Below are 19,386 nucleotides of genomic sequence, written 5' to 3'. Positions count from 1 at the left end.
ACCGCCTTGACGTTACAGACAAGACGCCGCGATACTATTTAGCCCCTGCCTGCGGCTATCCTGCCGCAGGCCTTATCAATTTCCGATCCGTTTATGCCCGAAACCTCCGTCACGCACACCCATCTGCTCGGCGGGCGCGTCGCCCTGACGCAACCGGCGAGGGGCTACCGCGTCGGCATGGACGGGGCGCTGCTGGCCGCCGCCGTGGCGTCTTTGGCGGCGGAAAAGAAGGCGATGAGGGCGCTGGAACTCGGCTGCGGCGTCGGCGGGGCGCTGCTGTCGCTGAAAGCGCGCGCGCCAGAGCTGGCGGTGACCGGCATTGAGCGCGAGGCCGACTATGCGGCTCTGGCGCGGCGCAATGCGGACGATAACGGATTTGCGGCGGAGATTATCGACGGCGATATCGGCGCGGGCTTTAAGAGTTTCGGGCTTGAGCGGTTCGATCTCGCCTTTTCCAATCCGCCCTATTTCGACGAGCCGAACCAGTTGCGCGCGCCTGACGCCGCCAAGCGTCCGGCCTGGATCGCAGACGATGGATTGGCCGCGTGGCTCGATTTCGCGCAAAGCTCCGTAAAGGATGGCGGCCATATCGTGTTTATCCATCGCGCCGACCGGCTGGGGGATATTCTGACGGGTTTGAGCAAGTGCGGCTCGTTTATTATCCGCCCGGTCCAGCCCTTCGCCGATCAGGACGCCAAGCGCGTGATCGTGCGCGCTCAGCGGCTGGGAAAGGCGCCGTTGCGGCTGTTATCCCCGCTGGTTCTGCATGATGGGGGGATACGTAAGCACACCGAGGCCGTCGAGGCTATTCTGCGCGGCGAGGCGGGGTTGGAGTGGCTGTAACCCCATCCAGATAGGCTTTTGTCGCGTCCAGCAGATTGTCCTTTAGCGCGGCGCGGCGTTGCAAAAGGTCCGGGCTGCCTGCATCGTAATCCTTCATCAGCGCGCGCACGAAATCGCCCGACTGTACATCCTTCAGCACGCCCTGCATGGCGGCGCGCGAGGCGTCATTAATCACGCGCGGGCCGGTCAGATAGGCGCCGTATTCCGCCGTGTTGGAAATCCGGGCGAAGCCGCCCGACATGCCCAGTTCCCACAGAAGATCGACGACCAGTTTCAGTTCATAACAGGTCTCGAACCACGCCACTTCGGGCGGATAACCAGCGTCCACCAGCGTCTGAAAACCGTTCGACACCAGTTCGCGCGTGCCGCCGCACAGCACCACCTGCTCGCCGAACAGATCGCTCTCGCACTCGTCCTTCATGGTGGTTTCTAAGATGCCTTTACGCCCGCAGCCAAGCGCCGCCGCGAACGAAAGGCCGATGGCTTTGGCATGGCCCGTCGCGTCCTGCTGTACACTAAACAAGCAGAAGACCCCCTCGCCCGCCACATAGATGTCGCGGATGCGCGGGCCGATGCCCTTGGGCGACACCAGCAGCACATCGACATCGGTAGGCGGGGTCACCAGCCCGAAATGGACCGACAGGCCGTGCGCGAAAATCAGGGCCTGGCCGCTGCGCAGGTTCGGCGCAATTTCGTTGGCGAACAGGTCGCGATGCGCTTCATCCGAGGTCAGGACGACAATCACCTCCGCCCATGCCACGCCCTCGGCCACCGAGACGACCTCGAAGCCGTCGGCCCTGGCCTTCTCGCGCGTTTGGGAGTCCGGTTTCAGCGCCACCTTGATCTGCGCCACACCGGAATCGCGCGCGTTCAAGGCCTGAGTCCGGCCCTGCGAGCCATAGCCGATTACCAGCACGCGCTTAGCCCGGATGATGGAAATATCGCAGTCCTTGTCGTGATATACGGCCAAGCGAGAGACAGGTTGGGACATGGCGCGGCTCCTCGGCTATAGTGTCGCAGAATCGACCCGTATATAGTGCAGCCGCCATGTTTGATCACCCCGAATATCAGTATCTGAACCTTGTCCGCGACATTATGGACAATGGCGTTGCGCGCTCCGACCGCACCGGCACGGGGACTTTGGGCCTGTTCGGGCGGCAGATTCGCTTCGATCTGTCCAAGGGCTTTCCGCTGCTGACCAGCAAGAAGGTGCATTTCAAGTCGATCGCGGTCGAGCTTCTGTGGTTTCTGCGCGGCGACACCAATGTGAAGTATCTGCACGACCACGGCGTCAGCATCTGGGATGAATGGGCCGATGAGAACGGCGACCTCGGCCCCGTCTATGGCAAGCAATGGCGCTCATGGGCCACGCCGGATGGCCGCGTGATCGATCAAATGAAGCAGCTTGTCGAGAATCTGAAGACCAATCCCTATTCGCGTCGCCATGTGATCTCGGCCTGGAACCCGGCGGAGGTCGAGGACATGGCCCTGCCGCCGTGCCATTGCCTGTTTCAGTTCTTCGTCGCGGAAGGGAAATTAAGCTGCCAGCTCTATCAGCGCTCGGCGGACATTTTTCTGGGCGTGCCGTTCAACATCGCTTCCTACGCTCTGCTGACGCATATGGTGGCGCAGGCGACGGGTCTTGAGGTCGGCGACTTCGTTCACACCTTCGGCGATGTGCATCTCTATACGAACCACATGGAGCAGGCGAAGACGCAGCTTGAGCGCACGCCCTACCCGTTCCCAACGCTGAAACTGGCGCCGAAGACCGACCTGTTCAGCTTCGATTACGCCGATATAATGATTGAGAACTACCAGTCGCACGGGGCTTTGAAAGCGCCGGTGGCGGTATGAGTGATTTTTCATTCACTAGTCGTGCAGATTTCATAAGCTTGGCTACGGCCAAATTTGAAGATGCAAAATTATTATTAAAAAACAATCGATACACGAATGCTTACTATCTCGCAGGTTATTCTGTAGAAATGGGATTAAAAGCTGCCGCTTGTAAGCTGTTTTTGAAAGAATGTCTCCCTAATAAGAAATTTGTAAACTCGCTCTACTCACACTCTATATCAGATTTAATTGGACTATCCGGTTTAAAATTAGAATTTGACGAGCAAAAGAATAATTCTCCTGATTTTGCAGCTAATTGGGCTATTGTGAGCAACTGGGATGAATCGTCAAGATACGAAAATATAGATGAGGTATCTGCTGTAGAATTAATTAATGCAATTTCAAATGAAAATAGCGGAGTTATGAAATGGCTGATGCAACATTGGTAGAAGAAAATTTTTCATTAGGTTCTGATTTGATAAACTCCCTACAGGAGCAAGGAGTTGATATTCGTGGAGCATATTGGAAGTATAGCTCCGACTCTAAAAGGTGGAAGTTAAACATTGCAACAGAAATAGCAAAAAAAGGTGAAAAGGAACTTTTCTTAAAAGCCATTAAGGCACAGACAAAAATAGATCTAAGCCTTGTGCAATTTGTAACACCGGAATCTCCATTTTACAAAGCTTTGCATTCTTTTATCCATGTAGATGGCAGAAAGGCCGACATAAAAAATAACACTGTAAACGGTATATTTATCGAACATATTATTGCTTATAAAATCACATGAATCTTGCGCGTCCGAAACTGGCGCTTGTCGCCGCCGTCAGTGAAAACGGCGTGATCGGCCGCAACGAGGCCCTGCCCTGGCATATCCGCTCGGATCTGAAGAACTTCAAGGCGATCACACAGTTCAAGCCAGTTATTATGGGCTCGAACACCTGGGATTCGCTGACGAAAAAGCCGCTGCCGGGGCGGTTGAACCTTGTCCTGTCGCGCGACCTGAAGTTCGAGGCCGAGGGCGGCATTGTCTGCACGACCCTGATGGAGGCGCTCGATATCGCACGCGAACACGCCGAGGATGACGGCGCCGATGAAATTTGCGTCATCGGCGGAGCAAATGTCTATGAGCAGACCCTGCCGAAAGCCGACCGACTCTACATCACCCACGTCCATGCCGAGGTCGAAGGCGACACGCATTTCCCCGCCATCGACCCGAAGGTCTGGAAGGTGGTGCGTGAGGATGCGTTCGAAAAAGGCGAAGGCGACGATTATGCTTTTACCATTAAGGTTTATGAGCGCGTCTAAACCATGCGCTCAGGGGGGGATTTCATGAAATGGATCACGTTGCCCGCGGTAATGCTGGCGCTGCCGCTCGCGCTGACGGCGAACGCCAGCGCCGCTGCGCCAGTTCAGGATGAAACAGCCAGACAAGCCGCGCAAAAAGAAGCCTGGCGCGTGGAGTCTCAGCAACGCCGCGACAAGTTGCAAAAAGCTATAGAAAAAGGCGACGCCGACGCTATGGCCGACATGGGCGCTATACTGGAACAAGGGGACGGCGCCGGGCGGGCTGACCCCGGCGCCGCGCTTGACCTTTACGAGCGGGCCGCCGCAAAGCGCAATCACATCGGCCTGCGAAAAATCTGCATCGCCTATCTACTGGGCGAAGGCCGACCGGTCGATCTGCAGAAGGGGCTGAACGCCTGTTACGCCCTGCCCAAGGATGATGCTGTTTATATCTTCGCCAGCGCATACGACTATGAACATGGCATCACCGGGCCGAAGAGTGTCGACGTTGCGCCCGGCATGTATCTGGACGCCGTCAAGGTCGGCTCCGGCGAGGCCGCCGACGCCCTGGGCCGGATCGTCCGCGGCATGAGCAAGGCCGATGCCGCGCGCGCCTGGTTCCGGCAAGGCGTTTATCTGAATTCACCCGACGCTATCGAGCATTACGCTGAAATGCTGGAAATGGGCGAGGGCGGCGCCGCCGACCCGGCAGAAGCGGCCTGGCTGTACGCCGCCGCCGCAAAGCGCGGAAACGCCGCCGCACAGACATGGCTTGGCGGCCATCCGCAAGTCTCAGCACCCGATCGCGTCACCATGGTCGAGGGGCGTAAGGAAATGTCCGTCACCCGCCATTATGGCGTTGCGGACAAGGCGCACAGCGAATCCATGACGCCCAGCGCTCTGGCGCAGCAGCTAACCGGCTCTTATCCCCGCCGCGCCCTGCGTGACCGCGTAGAGGGCGAAGCGACGATCCAATGCTATATCAATGCCCGGCATGAGGTCGACGCGTGCGTCATCGCCAACGAATACCCTCCCGGATACGATTTTGGCCTCGTACTCGGTCAGATTTTCGCGGCGCGCCTCACCGTCGGAGACGAAGACGCCAAGGGCGCGCCGACAGCAAACAAGACCATGGCTCTGCGACTGAAATGGCGGTTCCGCTAGGGCGCTTTGCGATATGTTGAATCGGATTGACGCGCTGAGCCTGCGCCTTATCGCTCTTCCTGATCCCAAATGCTCCTGAGCTACTATATCAGGACTTAAACCAGACTGCCCAGCAGGCTGCGTTCGAAGCCGTTGGCTTCGGTGAGGCGGCCTTCGCGGGCCTTTTTGACCCATTGGGGGTCGGCCAACAAAGCGCGACCCACGGCGACCAGATCGAACTCGCCCGCATCGAGGCGTTTCAGCAGGGCGTTGATGTCGGTCGGGCTCGATTTTTCACCGCCGAAGGCCGCGATGAACTCGCCCGACAGGCCGACGCTGCCGACCGTGATGGTCGGAACGCCGGTGATCTTTTTGGCCCAGCCCGCGAAGTTGAGGTCCGAGCCTTCGAACTCCGGCTCCCAGAAGCGGCGCTGCGAGCAGTGCAGCATATCGACGCCCGCTTCGACCAGCGGGTGCAGCCACTGCTCCATCTCATCCGGCGTCTTCGCGACCTTGGCGTCATAGACCGGCGACTTGAACTGCGACAGGCGCATGATGATCGGAAAGTCCGGCCCGACCGCCGCGCGCGCCGCCTTTAAGACCTCGACCGCAAAGCGCGTGCGCTCGCCAAGCGTTGCGCCGCCCCATTTGTCGTTGCGCTTATTGGTGCCGTCCCAGAAAAATTCGTCGATCAGATAGCCGTGCGCGCCGTGCAGCTCGATGGCGTCGAAGCCGATGCGCTTGGCGTCGCCCGCCGCGCGCCCGAAGGCGGCGATGGCGTCGGCGATGTCGGCTTCGCTCATCGGCTCGGCAATCTTGTCGCCCTTGATGTTCAGGCCGGACGGCGAATCGAGCGGCGTCGGCGCATAGCCGCCCTGCCCGGCCACAATGCCGGTGTGCCAGATCTGCGGCGCGATCCGACCGCCTTTGGCATGAACCGCCGCGACCACCTTCGCCCAGCCGTCTAGCGCCTCGCCGTAAATGTTCGGAATATTGGCTTCGTTCTTGGAGGCCGGTCGTTCGATCACCGTGCCTTCGGTCAGGATCAGGCCGACGCCGTTTTCGGCGCGGCGCTCATAATAGGCCGCGACCTTCGCATCCGGCACGCCGCCCGGCGACATGTTGCGCGTCATCGGCGCCATGACCACGCGGTTGGGCAGGGTCAGGGATTTGAGGGAAAACGGCGAAAACAGCGTGTCCAGCGACATGACGGCTCCTTGGCAGAAAACGTATCCGTCGCAGATATGGTTTCAGATTATGGGGCCGCAACCGCTCGCCAAAAAAAGAATGGCGTTATGCCGTCAAGGCGTCGCGCACCGTTTGCGCCATCGCCCGGAACCGCTGCGCCATATCACCGTCGGGCTGAAGCGCCGTCAGAGGCTGCCCCGCATCGCAGCCCGCGCGCAAGGCCGGATCAAGCGGCGCCTCGCCGAGAAACGGAACCTCAAGCGCCTGCGCCATCGCTTTCGCGCCACCACGCCCGAACACCTCCATTTCGGAGCCATCCGGCAGGGCGAGGAAGGCCATATTTTCGATCACGCCCAGAACGCGCACGCCGGTTTTGCCGAACAGGGTGACGGCGCGGCGCGCATCGGCCAGCGCCATCTCCTGCGGCGTCGAGACCACCACCGCCCCGTCGATCAGCGTCTTCTGCGTCAGGGTCAGTTGCACATCCCCCGTCCCCGGCGGCAGATCGACGACCAGCACGTCGAGCGGTTCTTCCGCCGTGCCCCAGCGCGTCTGGGTCAGCAACTGAGTCAGGGCCTGCGACGCCATCGGCCCGCGCCAGATCATCGCCTGCCCCGGATCGACGAGGAAGCCGACCGAATTGACCTTCAGGCCATGCGCTTGCGGCGGAACCATCAGCTTGTCGGCCCCGAACTGCGGCGGCTGGTTCAGGCCCAGCATGACCGGAACGGACGGGCCATAAATATCGGCGTCGAGCAGGCCGACGCGCAGGCCCAGTTGCGACAGGCCAATCGCCAGCGCCAGCGACACGCTCGACTTGCCGACCCCGCCCTTGCCGGACCCGACGACGATCACGTGTTTTACGTGATTGGGCCGCGCCGTGGCGACCGGCGCCTTTGGCTTGCCGTCTTCAACCGCGCGCTCGGACAGGCGCGCCGACGGACCTTTAGGCGCATCCGGCGCGATCATCTCGGCGGTAAGCACCACCTGAACCTTGGCGACGCCTGGAAACGCCGCCTTGAGCGCCTTTTCCGCCGCCAGCCGCACAGGGCCATAGGCCGTCACGCGCTCCTGCGGGACTTCCAGCATGAAGCCGACGCGCTCCGGGCGCGCGATCAAAGCCTTGACCATACTTGCATCCGACAGCCCCTTGCCGGTCATAGGATCGACAATTCCGTTCAATACGGTCAGGACATGATCGGGCGATATATCGGCAGGCATGGACGAACTTTCGCGCTATCTCTAAAAGCGGCCCTGACATAGGCTCATAGTTTGCGTATTTAAAGCCCTAAATGACCCCGACCGACGCCCCTCTTTATCTGCTGGCCGGTCCGACCGCTTCAGGCAAGTCGGCCAGGGCGCTCGACTGGGCGGCGCGCACCGGCGGCGTGATCCTCAACGCCGATTCCATGCAATTGTATCAGGACGTTCCGATTCTGACCGCACGTCCGTCGCGTGAGGACGAAACGCAGGCCCCGCATGTCCTCTACGGGTTTCTGGACGCACAAACCCTGTGGTCCACCGGCGAATGGCTGCGCGCCGCGCGACCCTTTATCGCCCAGGCGCTGAATGGCGGGCCGAAGCTATGTGTTGTCGGCGGCACGGGGCTCTATTTCAATGCGCTGGCGCATGGGCTGGCGGAGATTCCTGAGATCGACAACGCGGCTCGGACGCAGGCACGCAGCGATTACGAACGGCTGGGCGAGGCGGCGTTTCGCGACCGACTGCGACAGCATGACCCGAAGGCCGAGGCGCGCATCCTGCCCCATGACCGGCAACGCCTGACGCGCGCTTATGAGGTCTATCTGCAAAGCGGGGTGAGTTTGAGCGACTGGCAGGCGCGCACACGTCCAGAAGTTCCGCGAGACAGCTATACGATGGAGATTCTGAACCCGCCCCGCGAAGACCTTTACGCCCGCTGCGATCAGCGCCTGCAACTCATGCTCGATCACGGCGCACTCGATGAGGTGCGCGCTCTGATAGAACAGGGCCTTTCGCCGGACTGGCCGATTATGCGCGTACTGGGTTTGAGCGAATTCGCCGCCCATCTGCGCGGCGAAATTACGCTGGACGTCGCGCTAGACCTGGCCCGGCAAAAGACGCGCAACTACGCCAAACGCCAAATGACCTGGTTCCGCAATCAGTTCTGAAACCCATTGCGAAAACCGTTGGTTAGCGCTAGCGTCGGCGCAAGGTTTTGGGGGGACTTACATCATGACATCGAAAACCAGCCGCCGCGCCTTTCTGGCGGCCAGCGCCGCCGCGTTTGGCGTCGGCGCCGCACGCGCGGAAAGCGCGCCTGCCGCATCAACTGCGCCTGCAATTGAGATTTACGCCGGCACGCCTTTGGTGGACCATATCGCCCTGTCGCCGGACGGGCAGCGCATCGCCATCGTCTCGCAAAAAGGCGACGACAAGATTCTGCTGCACTATGAGATCGCAAATCCGCAGCCGAAAAGCATTTCCATCGGCGCCGCCAAGGTTCGCGACCTGTTCTGGGGCGACAATACCCATGTCATTCTGATCGATTCACAGACCACGGCCCTGACCGGTTTTGCGGGCTATAAACATGAGTTTCGGCTGGCGCGCAGCATCGCGGTCGATACGGCCCAAGTCCTGACCTTCTTCAGCAATATGGAAGGTTTCTCCAATGTGGTGATGGGCGAGCCGCAGCGCGTCAGGACTCCAGAAGGCTACCGCGTCACCGCCGCCAATTATCGTCTTCACACCGATGACGGCACGGTTTCCGTCTATGACGGCAAGCTCTACCTGTACAGTTTCAGCATGGACAAGACGCCGCCGCACCGCATCAGCGAGGCGTCGCAGGAGGCGACAGATTTTATTGTCACCGCTGAAGGCGCGCCGCTCGCTTATGTCGAGCATATTCCGCTGCATAACGAATGGCGTCTCTATATTAACGCCACGCCGACGGAAAAGGATCAGCATTTTCAGTTCGCCTATGGCGTGAAAGACCCGGTCAGCCTGCCGACAGCCGAAGGCGTAGGACGCGATGGCCGTTCCGTCGTGGTCTATTTCGACACGGGCGATTACCAAGGCGAATTTCGCGAAATCTCGGCGGACGGCAAGGTGAGCGACCCGCTCGACCCGCAGGCGACTCTGGACCGCGACCCGCTATTCCATCCGGTGACGCGCAGGCTGGCTGGTTTCAGATATTTTGATGACTGGCAGCGAGACGAATATTTCGAACCGCTCCTGAAAAAACTGGCGGAGTCGCTGCCGCAGGTCGTCGATCCTGGCGACCGGGTCAGGATTGTGGATTTCGCCGAAGATCCGCGCAAGATGATCGTCTATGTCGAGAATGCGCACAATGCCGGCGCCTATGTCTATCTCGACTTCACCACCGGCGGCGGCGCGACCATCGCCACCAACTACGCCGCCCTGCCGCAGGAATGGATCACGCAAAAGCAGCCGATCGACTATAAGGCCGCCGACGGACTGGGGATTCACGCCTACCTGACCCTGCCGCCGGAGATCGCGCTGAACGGGCGACCGGCGAAAAGCCTGCCGCTGATTGTCCTGCCGCACGGCGGTCCCCTGGGCGCGCGACTATGTCGATTTCGACTGGCAGCCACAGGTGCTGGCCTCGCGCGGCTATGCGGTGCTGCAACCCAATTATCGCGGCTCCAGCGGCAATGGCCGCGCCTTCATGGACGCGGGCAATGGCGAATTCGGACGCAAAATGCAGACCGATCTTTCCGACGGCGTGCGCTATCTGGTCGCGCAAGGGCTGGTCGATCCGAAACGCGTCGCCATTCTCGGCGCCTCTTACGGCGGCTATGCCGCTCTGGCGGGCGCCACGCTCGATCCGGGCGTCTATAATTGCGCCGTGTCCATCGCCGGACTTTCCGATGTGGGGGCCTTCGTCAACTACCTGCTGGAATCGACCAATAATATGGACACGCCCGCTATCGTCGCCTGGCGGCAGGTGCTGGGCGACAAATCCGGCTGGGACGCGATTTCACCGGCCAGTCAGGCGGCGAAAGCCTCCTGTCCGATCCTGCTGATGCACGGCACGGACGACACCGTCGTGCCGATCCATCAGAGCCAGCGCATGGAAAGCGCCCTTAAGGCTGCCGGGAAGCCGGTCGAGTTCGTCACCTACAAGGGTCAGGACCACTGGGAGACCATCGGTTCGGCGCGCATCGAGATGATGAAAACCGCTCTGGCCTTTCTGCAAAAATATAATCCCGCCTGATTAAATTCATAAAAGTCGGCGCAAGCTATTGTCCGACTATTGGGACAGGTCTATGAGTGTCGTGCGCGCGCGTCCTCCGTCTTTGTACGGCATGCGGCGCCATGACATAAGCCGTTCAAAAATCGCAATGCCCTGTGGGAGGGATTTCATGACCATTCGCAAGATGACGCGTAAACTGTCGACGCTCGCCGCCTTCGCCAGCCTCGCCGCCTTGACTGTCGCCGCGCCGTCTCTGGCCGCCACCGCGACTCAGGGCGAGTTCGGCAAGCTGGCCAATGGAACCGCCATTGACTCCGTCACGCTGAAGAACAGCCACGGCCTGTCGGCGCGCATCATCACCTACGGCGCCATGTGGCAGTCGATGATGGTCCCCGACCGCAACGGCAAGATGGCCGACGTCATCCTCGGCTACGACACGATCGGCGAATATGTCGCGCGCAACCAGTATTCGGGCATGACGGTCGGCCGCTACGCCAACCGCATCGCCAAGGGCCAGTTCACGCTCGACGGCAAGTCCTATCAACTGGCGATCAACAATCCGCCCAACGCCCTGCACGGCGGCCCGACCGGTTTTGAGGTGCGCGTCTGGAAGATCGTCAATGTCGATAAGGGCGGCGCCGGTAAGCCCGCCAGCGTGACGCTGGAATATGTCTCCGCCGACGGCGAGGAAGGCTATCCGGGGACCATGACCACGGATGTCACCTATTCGCTCAACGACAATAACGACCTGACGATCAGCTATAAGGCCACGACCGACAAGCCGACCATCGTCAACCTGACCAACCACGCCCTGTTCAATCTCGAAGGCGTGGAATCAGGCCGCAGCGCGCTCGACGCCACGGCGCAGGTCGAGGCCGATACGTATCTGCCGACCGACAAGACTGCGATCCCCACCGGCGACTGCGTCACGGTCAAAGGCACGGCCTTTGACTTCACCAAGCCGGCGGTCATCAACACCCGCGCCCATGACGGCAAGGATCCGCAAATCCTGATCGGCACCGGCATCGACCACAATTTCTGCCTGCGCGGCGGCGAGACCAAGACGCCGAAACTGGCGGTCACCATGATTGATGCGCATTCGGGCCGCGGCATGAAGATCCTGACCACCGAGCCGGGCATCCAGTTCTATACCGGCAACTTCCTCGACGGCTTGACGCCGGGCAAGGGCGGCGTCACCACACGTCAGGGCGACGGCGTCGCCTATGAAGCACAGCACTTCCCCGACAGCCCGAACCACCCGGACTACCCCTCGACTCGCCTCGATCCGGGCCAGACCTACACCCAAACCACCGTCCACCATTTCTTTGTGACCAAGTAAATCTGTATGACCTCTAAACCCGCCCTGCGCTCGCGCGCCTGGTTCGACAATCCCGCCAATGCCGACATGACGGCGCTCTATCTGGAGCGTTACATGAATTTCGGCCTGTCGCTGGAGGAGCTGCAATCGGGTAAGCCGATCATCGGCATCGCCCAGACCGGCTCAGACCTGTCTCCGTGCAACCGCCACCACCTTGTTCTTGCCGAACGCATCCGCGCCGGCATTATCGAGGCGGGCGGCATTCCGCTGGAGTTTCCGGTCCACCCGATTCAGGAAACCGGCAAGCGGCCCACGGCGGGCCTGGATCGCAATCTGGCCTATATCGGCCTGGTGGACATTCTCTACGGCTATCCGTTGGACGGCGTCGTGCTGACCATTGGCTGCGACAAGACGACCCCGGCCTGCCTGATGGCCGCCGCCACGGTCAATATCCCGGCCATCGCGCTCTCGGTCGGGCCGATGAACAATGGCTGGTACAAGGGCCAGCGCACCGGCTCCGGCACGATTGTCTGGAAGGCGCGCGAACTGCTGGCGTCGGGCGAGATCGACTATAAGGGCTTTATCAAGCTGGTCGCCTCGTCCGCCCCTTCCACCGGCTATTGCAACACCATGGGCACGGCCACGACCATGAACTCGCTGGCCGAGGCGCTGGGGATGCAGTTACCCTATTCCGCCGCCATTCCGGCGCCGCACCGCGACCGTCAGGAAATGGCCTGGCGCACCGGCAAGCGCATCGTCGATATGGTGCATGAGGATCTCAAACCCTCTGACATCCTGACGAAGAACGCCTTTATCAACGCCATCCGCGTCAATTCGGCCATCGGCGGTTCGACCAATGCCCCGATCCACCTGAACGCCCTGGCGCGTCATATCGGCGTCGATCTCAAGGTCGAGGAATGGCAGACCTATGGCGAGGACGTCTCGCTGATCGTCAATCTGATGCCCGCGGGGGAATATCTCGGTGAAGACTATCACCATGCGGGCGGCGTGCCCGCCGTGGTCAAGCAGCTCATGGATCAGAACCTGATCGAGGACGCCCTGACCTGCACCGGCAAGTCGCTGTCCGAGAACTGCCGCGAGGCGGTGATCGAGGATGAAAACGTCATCCGCAGCTATGACAAGCCCTTGAAGGAAAAGGCCGGTTTCCGCGTCCTGTCGGGTAATCTGTTCACATCGGCCATTATGAAGGTCAGCGTGATCTCCGAAGAATTCCGCCAGCGTTACCTGTCAAATCCCGCCGATCCGATGGCGTTTGAAGGCCGTGCGGTCGTGTTCGACGGGCCGGAAGACTATCACCACCGCATCGATGATCCGGCGCTCAATATCGACGAACACTGCATCCTGTTCATGCGCGGCGCTGGTCCCATCGGCTATCCGGGCGCGGCCGAGGTGGTCAATATGCGCTGCCCCGACTATCTGCTCAAAAAGGGCGTGACCTCTCTGGCCTGCATCGGCGATGGCCGTCAGTCCGGCACGTCCGGCTCGCCGTCAATCCTCAACGCCTCGCCCGAAGCGGCGGCAGGCGGCAATCTGGCCATCCTGAAGACCGGCGACCGCGTGCGCGTCGATCTGAACGAGGGCACGGTCAATGTGCTGATCTCCGATGCGGAGATTGCGCAGCGTCGCGCCGACCTCGATGCCGCAGGCGGCTTCAAGTACCCGGCCAGCCAGACGCCGTGGCAGGCCATGCAGCGCCGCACCGTCGGCCAGATGGACACTGGCGCCTGTCTCGAAGACGCCGTCGAATTCCAGCGCATCGCCCAGACCATGGGCCTGCCGAGGGACAATCACTAAAAGCGCTGCTTAACACGCCGACAGCCGCCGCCCCACCGGGCGGCGGTTTAGTTTTCATCGCGGCCAGTCTTCACATTTCCTCGTTTGCAGCCGCGATCCGCGCATGTGAGTATTTGCGCATGTTCATGAATGACGCTCTGCTTTTCGCTCTCTTTGGCGGCGCCTTGATCGGCGCGGCGGCGGGCGGGTTTTATCTGACCGCCGGACGCATTGCGGGCGTCAGCGGCATTTTCGGTGACGCCGTTCTGCGTGGGCCACAGGCATGGCGCTGGTTGTTCGTGCTTGGCCTGGTCCTGGCCGGACTGATCGCGCGCATGGCGGGCGCCGCGCCGCACAGCCTGAATACCGGACCGATGCTTCTGATCGCGGCGGGCCTGCTGGTCGGCTTCGGCGCGCGCCTTGGCAATGGCTGCACCAGCGGCCACGGCGTCTGCGGTCTGGCGCGCCTGTCGCCGCGTTCGCTGGTCGCCGTGCTGGTCTTTATGGCGACGGCGGCGATCACCGTTTTCATCGTCCGCCACATCGGAGGCCAATCATGAACAATGTCATGAAAGCCGTCATGAAAAATGTCTGGGCGTTGATCTTTGGTTTGCTGTTTGGCGCAGGCCTCGTCATCTCCGGCATGACCGACACGGCCAATGTCAAAGGTTTTCTGGACATCACCGGCCACTGGCGTCCGGCTCTGGCGCTCGTCATGGGCGGCGCGGTTCTGACCGCCCTGCCCCTGTTCCGCCTGGCGCAACGCCGAGGGCAGGTCATGGCGGGTCAGATTCCGCCCGCGCGTATCGACGCCCGCCTGCTGATCGGCGCCGGGATATTCGGCGTCGGCTGGGGACTGAGCGGCGTCTGTCCCGGCCCGGCTCTGGTCTGGCTGGGCGTCGATCCGGCGCAGATCGCGCCTTTCGTCATCGCCGTGCTGGTCGGCGCCGGTCTGGCGGATCTGCTCGCCGCGCCACGCGCCGCGCTCGAACGCGCCGCGACGCCCGAAACGCGCTGAGCGCCGCTCCCGACATTTCCACATCGCATTTTTACAAGCTCACGGATTTTTTGGTTCCGTTTCCGCAGGTGCGTGCTAAGTCTCAGAAACAGCGGCGACGCGCCGTCCCTTTTTCCTCAAAGCCTGACGATCAAAGCCGCACCATGTCCGAACCCACGATGATTATCGACCAGATGGATTACGCCGGACTGACCCAGAACGCCTTGCGCGGGGTCATTCGCGAAGCCCTGCGTCGCGCCGCCGACGAAGGGTTGCCGGGCGAACATCATTTCTACGTCACCTTCCTGACGCGCGCGGCGGGCGTGTCGATCCCGGCGGACCTGCTGGCGCGCTACCCCTATGACATCACCATCGTGTTGCAGCATCAGTATCAGGATCTGCGCGTCACCGACGACTTCTTCCGCGTCACCCTGACCTTCGGCGGCATGCCGAAGATTCTGACTGTGCCGTTCGCGGCGATCACGCGTTTCCACGACCCCTACGCCCAGTTCATGCTGGAATTCGAAGCCGAGGAGCCGGTCGCGGAGGCCGACGAGGCTGAAGCGGAAGCCGTCGAAGCGCCGGACGCTGTGGTCGAAGACGTTGACGATGCGCCCAAGATTGTCTCGCTCGATCAGTTCCGCAAAAAATAAACCGCGATCCCCCTGTGCGGGCGGCTAGGCCCTGCGCTCGAATCGCCTGAACTTCAACAAGCGGAACCTGTTGGCGAACTCCTGACGGAAGGCGGTCATGGTCTGGCGGCTGGCTATCTCATCGGTAAAAACATCGTGCGCGATCGGCGCGCTGGCCCTGCTGTTCGGCGCTGCGCCCGCTGTGACGCAGACAACCGAACCCGACGTTCAGGCGCAGTTGCACCCCTATGTCCCGCCCGCCAGCGCCAGCAGCGCATCGGTGGAAGCCAGTCCAACGGCGAGCGCAGCTTCGTCGAGTTCGCAATCGCACGCCGCGCCGCGCCCCCGACCCAAACCCTCCATGCCCGTGCCGAGGCCTGCGCCGCCGATAACGGCGTCAGCAGGCACTCCATCTTCGCAAACCTCTGGCCTGTCCGCCGGGCCGGTTCCCTACGGCGCCGCCGGTTCGTCAGTCGCGCCGCCGGTCGTCCACATCGCGCCCAAACCGGTCAAACCCGCCGCCCCCGTCAATGCCGGACCTGGGGCCGTCCCGGTCAGCGTCCCCATCAGCGCTGGCGACATCGAGACCTTCACCGATTCGGTCGTACGCACCCTGATGCAGCGCGACCATGTGCTGGGCGTCGAGGTCGCCGTCGTGCAGGGCGACACGCCCCTGCTGGTCAAGGGATATGGCTATGACCGTCTCAAGCCCGCGCGACGCGTCGATGCGACAAGCTCGCTGTTCCGGCTCGGTTCGATCAGCAAGGTCTTCACCTGGGTTGTCGCGCGCCAGGAAATTGAGGCCGGTCGCATCAAGCCAAACGTCTCGATCGGCGACTATCTGCCCGCCGACATCTATACCGAGGACCGGCGCTTCAAGCCGATCACGCTCAACGATCTGATGGACCATACGCCGGGTTACGAAGACACCAGCCTAGGCCACCTGTTCAATCTCGACGGCGCGCAGCTTGAAGGCGTCGATTCCTATTTCCGCATCCACCGCCCGCGCCGCGTGCGTCAGCCGGGCGAGTTTTCCTCCTATTCCAATTTCGGCGTCGCGCTGGCCGCCCGCGCCCTGGCCCAGACCGCGCGCGCCAAGGACGTGCCGTCGCTGATGGAGGCGCGCGTCTTTTCCCCGCTCGGCATGGCGCACACCACCCTGCGCGAGCCGTACCAGCCCAATGACCTCAACGCCTATGACCTGCCCGCGCCGCTGGCGCCCGGCCTGACGCAGGATCTGTCCGAGGGCTTTGTCTGGGACGGCGCCACCTATGCGGCCCAGCCCTTCGACCACGCCCTGCCGCTGTCAGGCGCGCTTGGCGCCTCCTCGACCGCGCAGGACATGGCCGTCTTCATGTCGATGATGCTCGGCAGCGGCCAGTATGGCGGCGTGCAGTTGTTCAACGCCGAGTCGGCGCGCGCCTTTCGCACGCCGATGCTGAAGGTTCCGTCCGGCTATAATGGCTGGGCGTCAGGCCTGATGACACGTGAAGCGCCGTCGGGCGAGATCACCTATGGCCACGGCGGCGCGACCCTGTGGTTCAACGCCAATATGGTGCTGGTCCCAAGTCTTAATCTCGGCGTCTTCATCGCCGCCAACACCCAGACCGGCGGCCCGCTGACGCAAAGCTTCCCCAATCTGCTGCTCGACCACTTAAGCGGCGATCTGGTCCGTCCGCCGCTCATGCCTGCGCCCGACATGGCCTATGCCGATCATCGCGACTATTACCGCGCGATCAGCGGGCAATATGTCTCGACACGGCGCGCCTATGGCGGGCTGGAAGGCGCGGTGACCCGGCTTCTGAACACGGTTTCGATCAGCGCCGATCGCGACGGGCGGCTGATCCTGGCCACCGCCAATGGCCTGTCCGCCTTCGTTCCGGCCAGCGCGCCGGGCTTCTTCCTGCAACAGGACGCCGAAGACCCCGGCCCCGCGGCGGAGACCGGCGGTCTGCACTTCCTGCTGCCCGCTAATGGCGGCAAGGCCAGGGCGTTCGAGACGGCGAGCAATCTGGCGCGCTATGAGCGCGTCGGCTGGCTGCACAGCCCTCAGACCCTCGGCTGGCTGAGCGCCATCGCCGTGGTGGTCTCCCTGCTGACGCTGCTGTCTCTGGCCCGCCCGCGTCAACGGCATGAGCAGCCGACTCAAGCGCAGGTCTGGGCCACCATCGTTTCCGTCGGCATGGCGGTGCTGTGGCTGCTGGCCCTGTTCATCTTCCATAGTTGGCGCGAAGGTCTGGCTGACAATCCCGGCGCCCTGTTCACGCGCTGGCCGTCCGGTTCGGTGCGGCTGGCCTCCAGCCTCGCCTTCCTCGCCGCCCTCGGCGCCCTCTATCAGGCGGGTAGCCTCTACTTCGTGCTGTCCGATGAGGCGCGCTATGGCGAAGGCTGGACGGCGTGGCAAAAAGCGGCGCATGCGGCCCTGGTCGCATGGTCGGTGTTCTACGCCGTCGTGCTGATGCTGTGGGGCGCGCTGGAGCCGTGGAGCTGGTGATCAGCGCTTCAGCGGCCAGACGCGGATCGTGATCTGCTCGCGCGCGCCTTCAAAGCGCTCGACCAAAAGCCGCGCCACCTGCGAATCGTCGTGGAAGACAAAGCCCTTGATGGCGTCGAGCAGCGCCTTGGCGAGGTTGTCGAGGTCCATCATCGGCGGATCGCCGATATGCTCCATGCGGATATCGACGCCGTAATCGCCCCAGGCGGGACGCCCGCCGCGCCACTCTTTACGAAAGAACTCATAGACCAGCGGCTTGTAATAGCGCCCCTGCGTGGTCAGGCCGTCGATGACGATCTCCAGCCCTTCAGCGCTTTCGCGCGCCTTGACCTTGCCGGACGTGATCCAGTCGCTCACATCAGCACATCCAGCCGCGCCAGACCACGCACGCCCGGCACCACCCGCCAGTCGGGCGCGGAGTCGTCGGCCTTGCGCAAGTTCGGGAAGCGCTCGAACAGCTTGCCGATCGCCATCTGGCCTTCGATGCGGGCCAGAGGCGCCCCGATGCAGATATGCGCCCCGGCGCCGAAGGTCATGTGCGGGTTCGGCTTGCGCGTGATGTCGAAGCGGTGCGGATCGTCGAAGCGGTTGTCGTCGCGATTGGCTGAAATCAGGCTGACCACCAAAGCGTCGCCCTTGTGATAGGGGCAGCCGCCAATATCGCCGCCCGCCTTGGCGAAGCGCGCGGTGAACGAGATCGGCGGTTCATAGCGCAGGATTTCCTCAACAGCGCTCTGGATGCGCTTCGGATCATCAGCGATCGCCTGCCGCGCTTGCGGATGGCTGAGCAGCAGATGCACGCCATTGCCGATCAGGTCCGCCGTGGTCAGATGCCCGGCCACCAGCAGGGCGAACAGGTTGTGCAGGATTTCATTGTCGTCGATCGGCGCGCCATTATTCTTGGCGGCCAGCAGGTCGCTGACCAGATCGTCCTGCGGCGCGGCGCGGCGCTCCGCCATCAGCTCGCGGAAATAGCCGAGAATGCCGCGGCGGCCTTCCAGCGCCAGTTGCTCGGCCTCGGCGGACTTGGTCGGGTCGAAGGCGACCTGACCGGCCTCGGTCCACGCCTTGAGATCGTCGAGACGGTCCTGCGACGCGCCCAGCAAGGTTCCCAGCACGCGGATCGGAATCTCACCCGCATAGTCGGCGACGACATCGAAGCCCTCGGTTTGCGCCAGGGCGTCGAGCCGTTCGTCGATAATGCGCGCCACCAGATCCTGCGAACGGGCGGCGCGTTTCAGAAACGCCTCGGCCACGACGCCGCGCACGCGGCCATGATCGGGATCGTCAAGGGTGAGCATGGAATCGGGCTTGCCGAATTCCGCCTCGACCGCCTGGCTCAGGCGTCGGACATTGGCGATCACCGGATTTTCCGGCGCCGCGTCGTTGAAATTGCGCGACAGGGATGAATCGAGCAGGGCCTCGCGGCCATAGGCGTAGGACGAGATCAGCGCCGCCGGGATCATGCCGTCATGCTCGACAGGACGCTCCGTGCGCTGAGGATCGAAAATGGCGTGCGGATTCTCCCGCAAAGCCGGATTCAGCTCGGAATATTCAAACAAAAGCAGTCGGGGTGCGGTAAAGGCCGGTTTCGGCTCATTCGGCATCAGGAGGTCTCCGATCGTTTACCCGCGCGTTTCTGGTCGCGCTTCATCACATCGCACA

Annotated in this window: 19 protein-coding genes; 14 read left to right on the top strand and 5 right to left on the bottom strand. The window is 62.2% G+C overall.

Annotated elements, in window-relative coordinates; all coding sequences use genetic code 11:
* Window positions 1-93: 93 nt before the first annotated feature.
* Window positions 94-843 carry a tRNA1(Val) (adenine(37)-N6)-methyltransferase gene (locus tag ACTHLA_RS11180; protein WP_440188870.1) on the top strand — a complete coding sequence of 250 codons (750 nt, stop codon included), beginning with the start codon at window positions 94-96 and terminating at the stop codon, window positions 841-843.
* Here ACTHLA_RS11180 and ilvC read toward each other — a convergent pair.
* Entirely contained in the window at window positions 806-1,834 is a 1,029-nt protein-coding gene (ilvC, locus tag ACTHLA_RS11175; protein WP_440188867.1) for a ketol-acid reductoisomerase, read from the bottom strand. The genes ACTHLA_RS11180 and ilvC overlap by 38 nt on opposite strands.
* A 56-nt stretch (window positions 1,835-1,890) precedes the next feature.
* Here ilvC and ACTHLA_RS11170 point away from each other — a divergent pair, with 56 nt between their 5' ends.
* From ACTHLA_RS11170 to ACTHLA_RS11150, 5 genes are read left to right on the top strand one after another with little or no spacing between them, the layout of a single operon-like run.
* Window positions 1,891-2,697 (top strand): thymidylate synthase, encoded by an 807-nt coding sequence (locus ACTHLA_RS11170; protein ID WP_440188864.1) that lies wholly within the window; start codon window positions 1,891-1,893, stop codon window positions 2,695-2,697.
* Complete coding sequence (locus ACTHLA_RS11165) at window positions 2,694-3,125, top strand: hypothetical protein (RefSeq protein WP_440188861.1); 432 nt, start codon at window positions 2,694-2,696, stop codon at window positions 3,123-3,125. Before ACTHLA_RS11170 ends, ACTHLA_RS11165 begins: the two co-directional genes overlap by 4 nt.
* Complete coding sequence (locus ACTHLA_RS11160) at window positions 3,104-3,463, top strand: hypothetical protein (RefSeq protein WP_440188858.1); 360 nt, start codon at window positions 3,104-3,106, stop codon at window positions 3,461-3,463. Before ACTHLA_RS11165 ends, ACTHLA_RS11160 begins: the two co-directional genes overlap by 22 nt.
* On the top strand, window positions 3,460-3,981 hold the full coding sequence (locus ACTHLA_RS11155) for a dihydrofolate reductase (protein WP_440188855.1): 522 nt from the start codon (window positions 3,460-3,462) through the stop codon (window positions 3,979-3,981). The genes ACTHLA_RS11160 and ACTHLA_RS11155 overlap by 4 nt, the downstream gene beginning before the upstream one ends.
* Window positions 3,982-4,005: 24 nt before the next feature.
* Complete coding sequence (locus ACTHLA_RS11150) at window positions 4,006-5,124, top strand: tetratricopeptide repeat protein (protein WP_440188852.1); 1,119 nt, start codon at window positions 4,006-4,008, stop codon at window positions 5,122-5,124.
* Between the two features lie 95 nt (window positions 5,125-5,219).
* Here the strand turns inward: ACTHLA_RS11150 and ACTHLA_RS11145 are convergent, their stop codons facing one another.
* Together ACTHLA_RS11145 and ACTHLA_RS11140 are read right to left on the bottom strand one after the other, a co-directional pair.
* On the bottom strand, window positions 5,220-6,311 hold the full coding sequence (locus ACTHLA_RS11145) for an NADH:flavin oxidoreductase (RefSeq protein WP_440188849.1): 1,092 nt from the start codon (window positions 6,309-6,311) through the stop codon (window positions 5,220-5,222).
* Between the two features lie 85 nt (window positions 6,312-6,396).
* Window positions 6,397-7,512, bottom strand: a complete 1,116-nt coding sequence (locus ACTHLA_RS11140; RefSeq protein WP_440188846.1) for an Mrp/NBP35 family ATP-binding protein — start codon at window positions 7,510-7,512, stop codon at window positions 6,397-6,399.
* Between the two features lie 71 nt (window positions 7,513-7,583).
* On the opposite strand from ACTHLA_RS11140, the gene miaA reads away from it, so the two are divergent.
* From miaA to ACTHLA_RS11100, 8 genes are all read left to right on the top strand, one after another.
* A complete protein-coding gene (miaA, locus tag ACTHLA_RS11135; protein WP_440188843.1) occupies window positions 7,584-8,441 on the top strand; it encodes a tRNA (adenosine(37)-N6)-dimethylallyltransferase MiaA in 858 nt (285 codons plus the stop codon).
* Window positions 8,442-9,886: 1,445 nt separating this feature from the next.
* Entirely contained in the window at window positions 9,887-10,507 is a 621-nt protein-coding gene (locus tag ACTHLA_RS11130; RefSeq protein WP_440188840.1) for an alpha/beta hydrolase family protein, read from the top strand.
* Window positions 10,508-10,655: 148 nt separating this feature from the next.
* Window positions 10,656-11,825: an aldose epimerase family protein gene (locus ACTHLA_RS11125; protein ID WP_440188837.1), complete on the top strand. Its 1,170-nt coding sequence runs from the start codon at window positions 10,656-10,658 to the stop codon at window positions 11,823-11,825.
* A 6-nt stretch (window positions 11,826-11,831) separates the two neighbouring features.
* Window positions 11,832-13,619: an IlvD/Edd family dehydratase gene (locus tag ACTHLA_RS11120; RefSeq protein ID WP_440188834.1), complete on the top strand. Its 1,788-nt coding sequence runs from the start codon at window positions 11,832-11,834 to the stop codon at window positions 13,617-13,619.
* 119 nt (window positions 13,620-13,738) lie between these two features.
* Complete coding sequence (locus ACTHLA_RS11115; protein ID WP_440188832.1) at window positions 13,739-14,158, top strand: YeeE/YedE family protein; 420 nt, start codon at window positions 13,739-13,741, stop codon at window positions 14,156-14,158.
* On the top strand, window positions 14,155-14,616 hold the full coding sequence (locus tag ACTHLA_RS11110) for a DUF6691 family protein (RefSeq protein ID WP_440188829.1): 462 nt from the start codon (window positions 14,155-14,157) through the stop codon (window positions 14,614-14,616). Before ACTHLA_RS11115 ends, ACTHLA_RS11110 begins: the two co-directional genes overlap by 4 nt.
* A gap of 143 nt (window positions 14,617-14,759) precedes the next feature.
* Window positions 14,760-15,248: an SspB family protein gene (locus ACTHLA_RS11105; RefSeq protein WP_440188826.1), complete on the top strand. Its 489-nt coding sequence runs from the start codon at window positions 14,760-14,762 to the stop codon at window positions 15,246-15,248.
* Window positions 15,249-15,345: 97 nt separating this feature from the next.
* Window positions 15,346-17,721, top strand: a complete 2,376-nt coding sequence (locus ACTHLA_RS11100) for a serine hydrolase (RefSeq protein ID WP_440188823.1) — start codon at window positions 15,346-15,348, stop codon at window positions 17,719-17,721.
* Here ACTHLA_RS11100 and ACTHLA_RS11095 read toward each other — a convergent pair whose 3' ends face one another.
* Both ACTHLA_RS11095 and ACTHLA_RS11090 read right to left on the bottom strand, forming a co-directional pair.
* A complete protein-coding gene (locus tag ACTHLA_RS11095) occupies window positions 17,722-18,078 on the bottom strand; it encodes a RusA family crossover junction endodeoxyribonuclease (RefSeq protein WP_440188820.1) in 357 nt (118 codons plus the stop codon).
* Entirely contained in the window at window positions 18,075-19,328 is a 1,254-nt protein-coding gene (locus ACTHLA_RS11090; RefSeq protein ID WP_440188817.1) for a cytochrome P450, read from the bottom strand. Before ACTHLA_RS11090 ends, ACTHLA_RS11095 begins: the two co-directional genes overlap by 4 nt.
* Window positions 19,329-19,386: the final 58 nt, after the last annotated feature.

The sequence above is a fragment of the Asticcacaulis sp. genome (assembly GCF_051956075.1).
Taxonomy (GTDB): domain Bacteria; phylum Pseudomonadota; class Alphaproteobacteria; order Caulobacterales; family Caulobacteraceae; genus Asticcacaulis.
This window is presented reverse-complemented; position numbering and strand designations above follow the sequence as displayed.

Coding starts and splice junctions, on each gene's coding strand:
- ACTHLA_RS11180 (WP_440188870.1), top strand. CDS start 94: ATGCCCGAAACCTCCGTCACGCACACCCATCTGCTCGGCGGGCGCGTC.
- ACTHLA_RS11125 (WP_440188837.1), top strand. CDS start 10,656: ATGACCATTCGCAAGATGACGCGTAAACTGTCGACGCTCGCCGCCTTC.
- ACTHLA_RS11120 (WP_440188834.1), top strand. CDS start 11,832: ATGACCTCTAAACCCGCCCTGCGCTCGCGCGCCTGGTTCGACAATCCC.
- ACTHLA_RS11140 (WP_440188846.1), bottom strand. CDS start 7,512: ATGCCTGCCGATATATCGCCCGATCATGTCCTGACCGTATTGAACGGA.
- ACTHLA_RS11160 (WP_440188858.1), top strand. CDS start 3,104: ATGGCTGATGCAACATTGGTAGAAGAAAATTTTTCATTAGGTTCTGAT.
- ACTHLA_RS11100 (WP_440188823.1), top strand. CDS start 15,346: ATGGTCTGGCGGCTGGCTATCTCATCGGTAAAAACATCGTGCGCGATC.
- ACTHLA_RS11170 (WP_440188864.1), top strand. CDS start 1,891: ATGTTTGATCACCCCGAATATCAGTATCTGAACCTTGTCCGCGACATT.
- miaA (WP_440188843.1), top strand. CDS start 7,584: ATGACCCCGACCGACGCCCCTCTTTATCTGCTGGCCGGTCCGACCGCT.
- ACTHLA_RS11145 (WP_440188849.1), bottom strand. CDS start 6,311: ATGTCGCTGGACACGCTGTTTTCGCCGTTTTCCCTCAAATCCCTGACC.
- ACTHLA_RS11165 (WP_440188861.1), top strand. CDS start 2,694: ATGAGTGATTTTTCATTCACTAGTCGTGCAGATTTCATAAGCTTGGCT.
- ilvC (WP_440188867.1), bottom strand. CDS start 1,834: ATGTCCCAACCTGTCTCTCGCTTGGCCGTATATCACGACAAGGACTGC.
- ACTHLA_RS11105 (WP_440188826.1), top strand. CDS start 14,760: ATGTCCGAACCCACGATGATTATCGACCAGATGGATTACGCCGGACTG.
- ACTHLA_RS11115 (WP_440188832.1), top strand. CDS start 13,739: ATGTTCATGAATGACGCTCTGCTTTTCGCTCTCTTTGGCGGCGCCTTG.
- ACTHLA_RS11155 (WP_440188855.1), top strand. CDS start 3,460: ATGAATCTTGCGCGTCCGAAACTGGCGCTTGTCGCCGCCGTCAGTGAA.
- ACTHLA_RS11090 (WP_440188817.1), bottom strand. CDS start 19,328: ATGCCGAATGAGCCGAAACCGGCCTTTACCGCACCCCGACTGCTTTTG.
- ACTHLA_RS11110 (WP_440188829.1), top strand. CDS start 14,155: ATGAACAATGTCATGAAAGCCGTCATGAAAAATGTCTGGGCGTTGATC.
- ACTHLA_RS11150 (WP_440188852.1), top strand. CDS start 4,006: ATGAAATGGATCACGTTGCCCGCGGTAATGCTGGCGCTGCCGCTCGCG.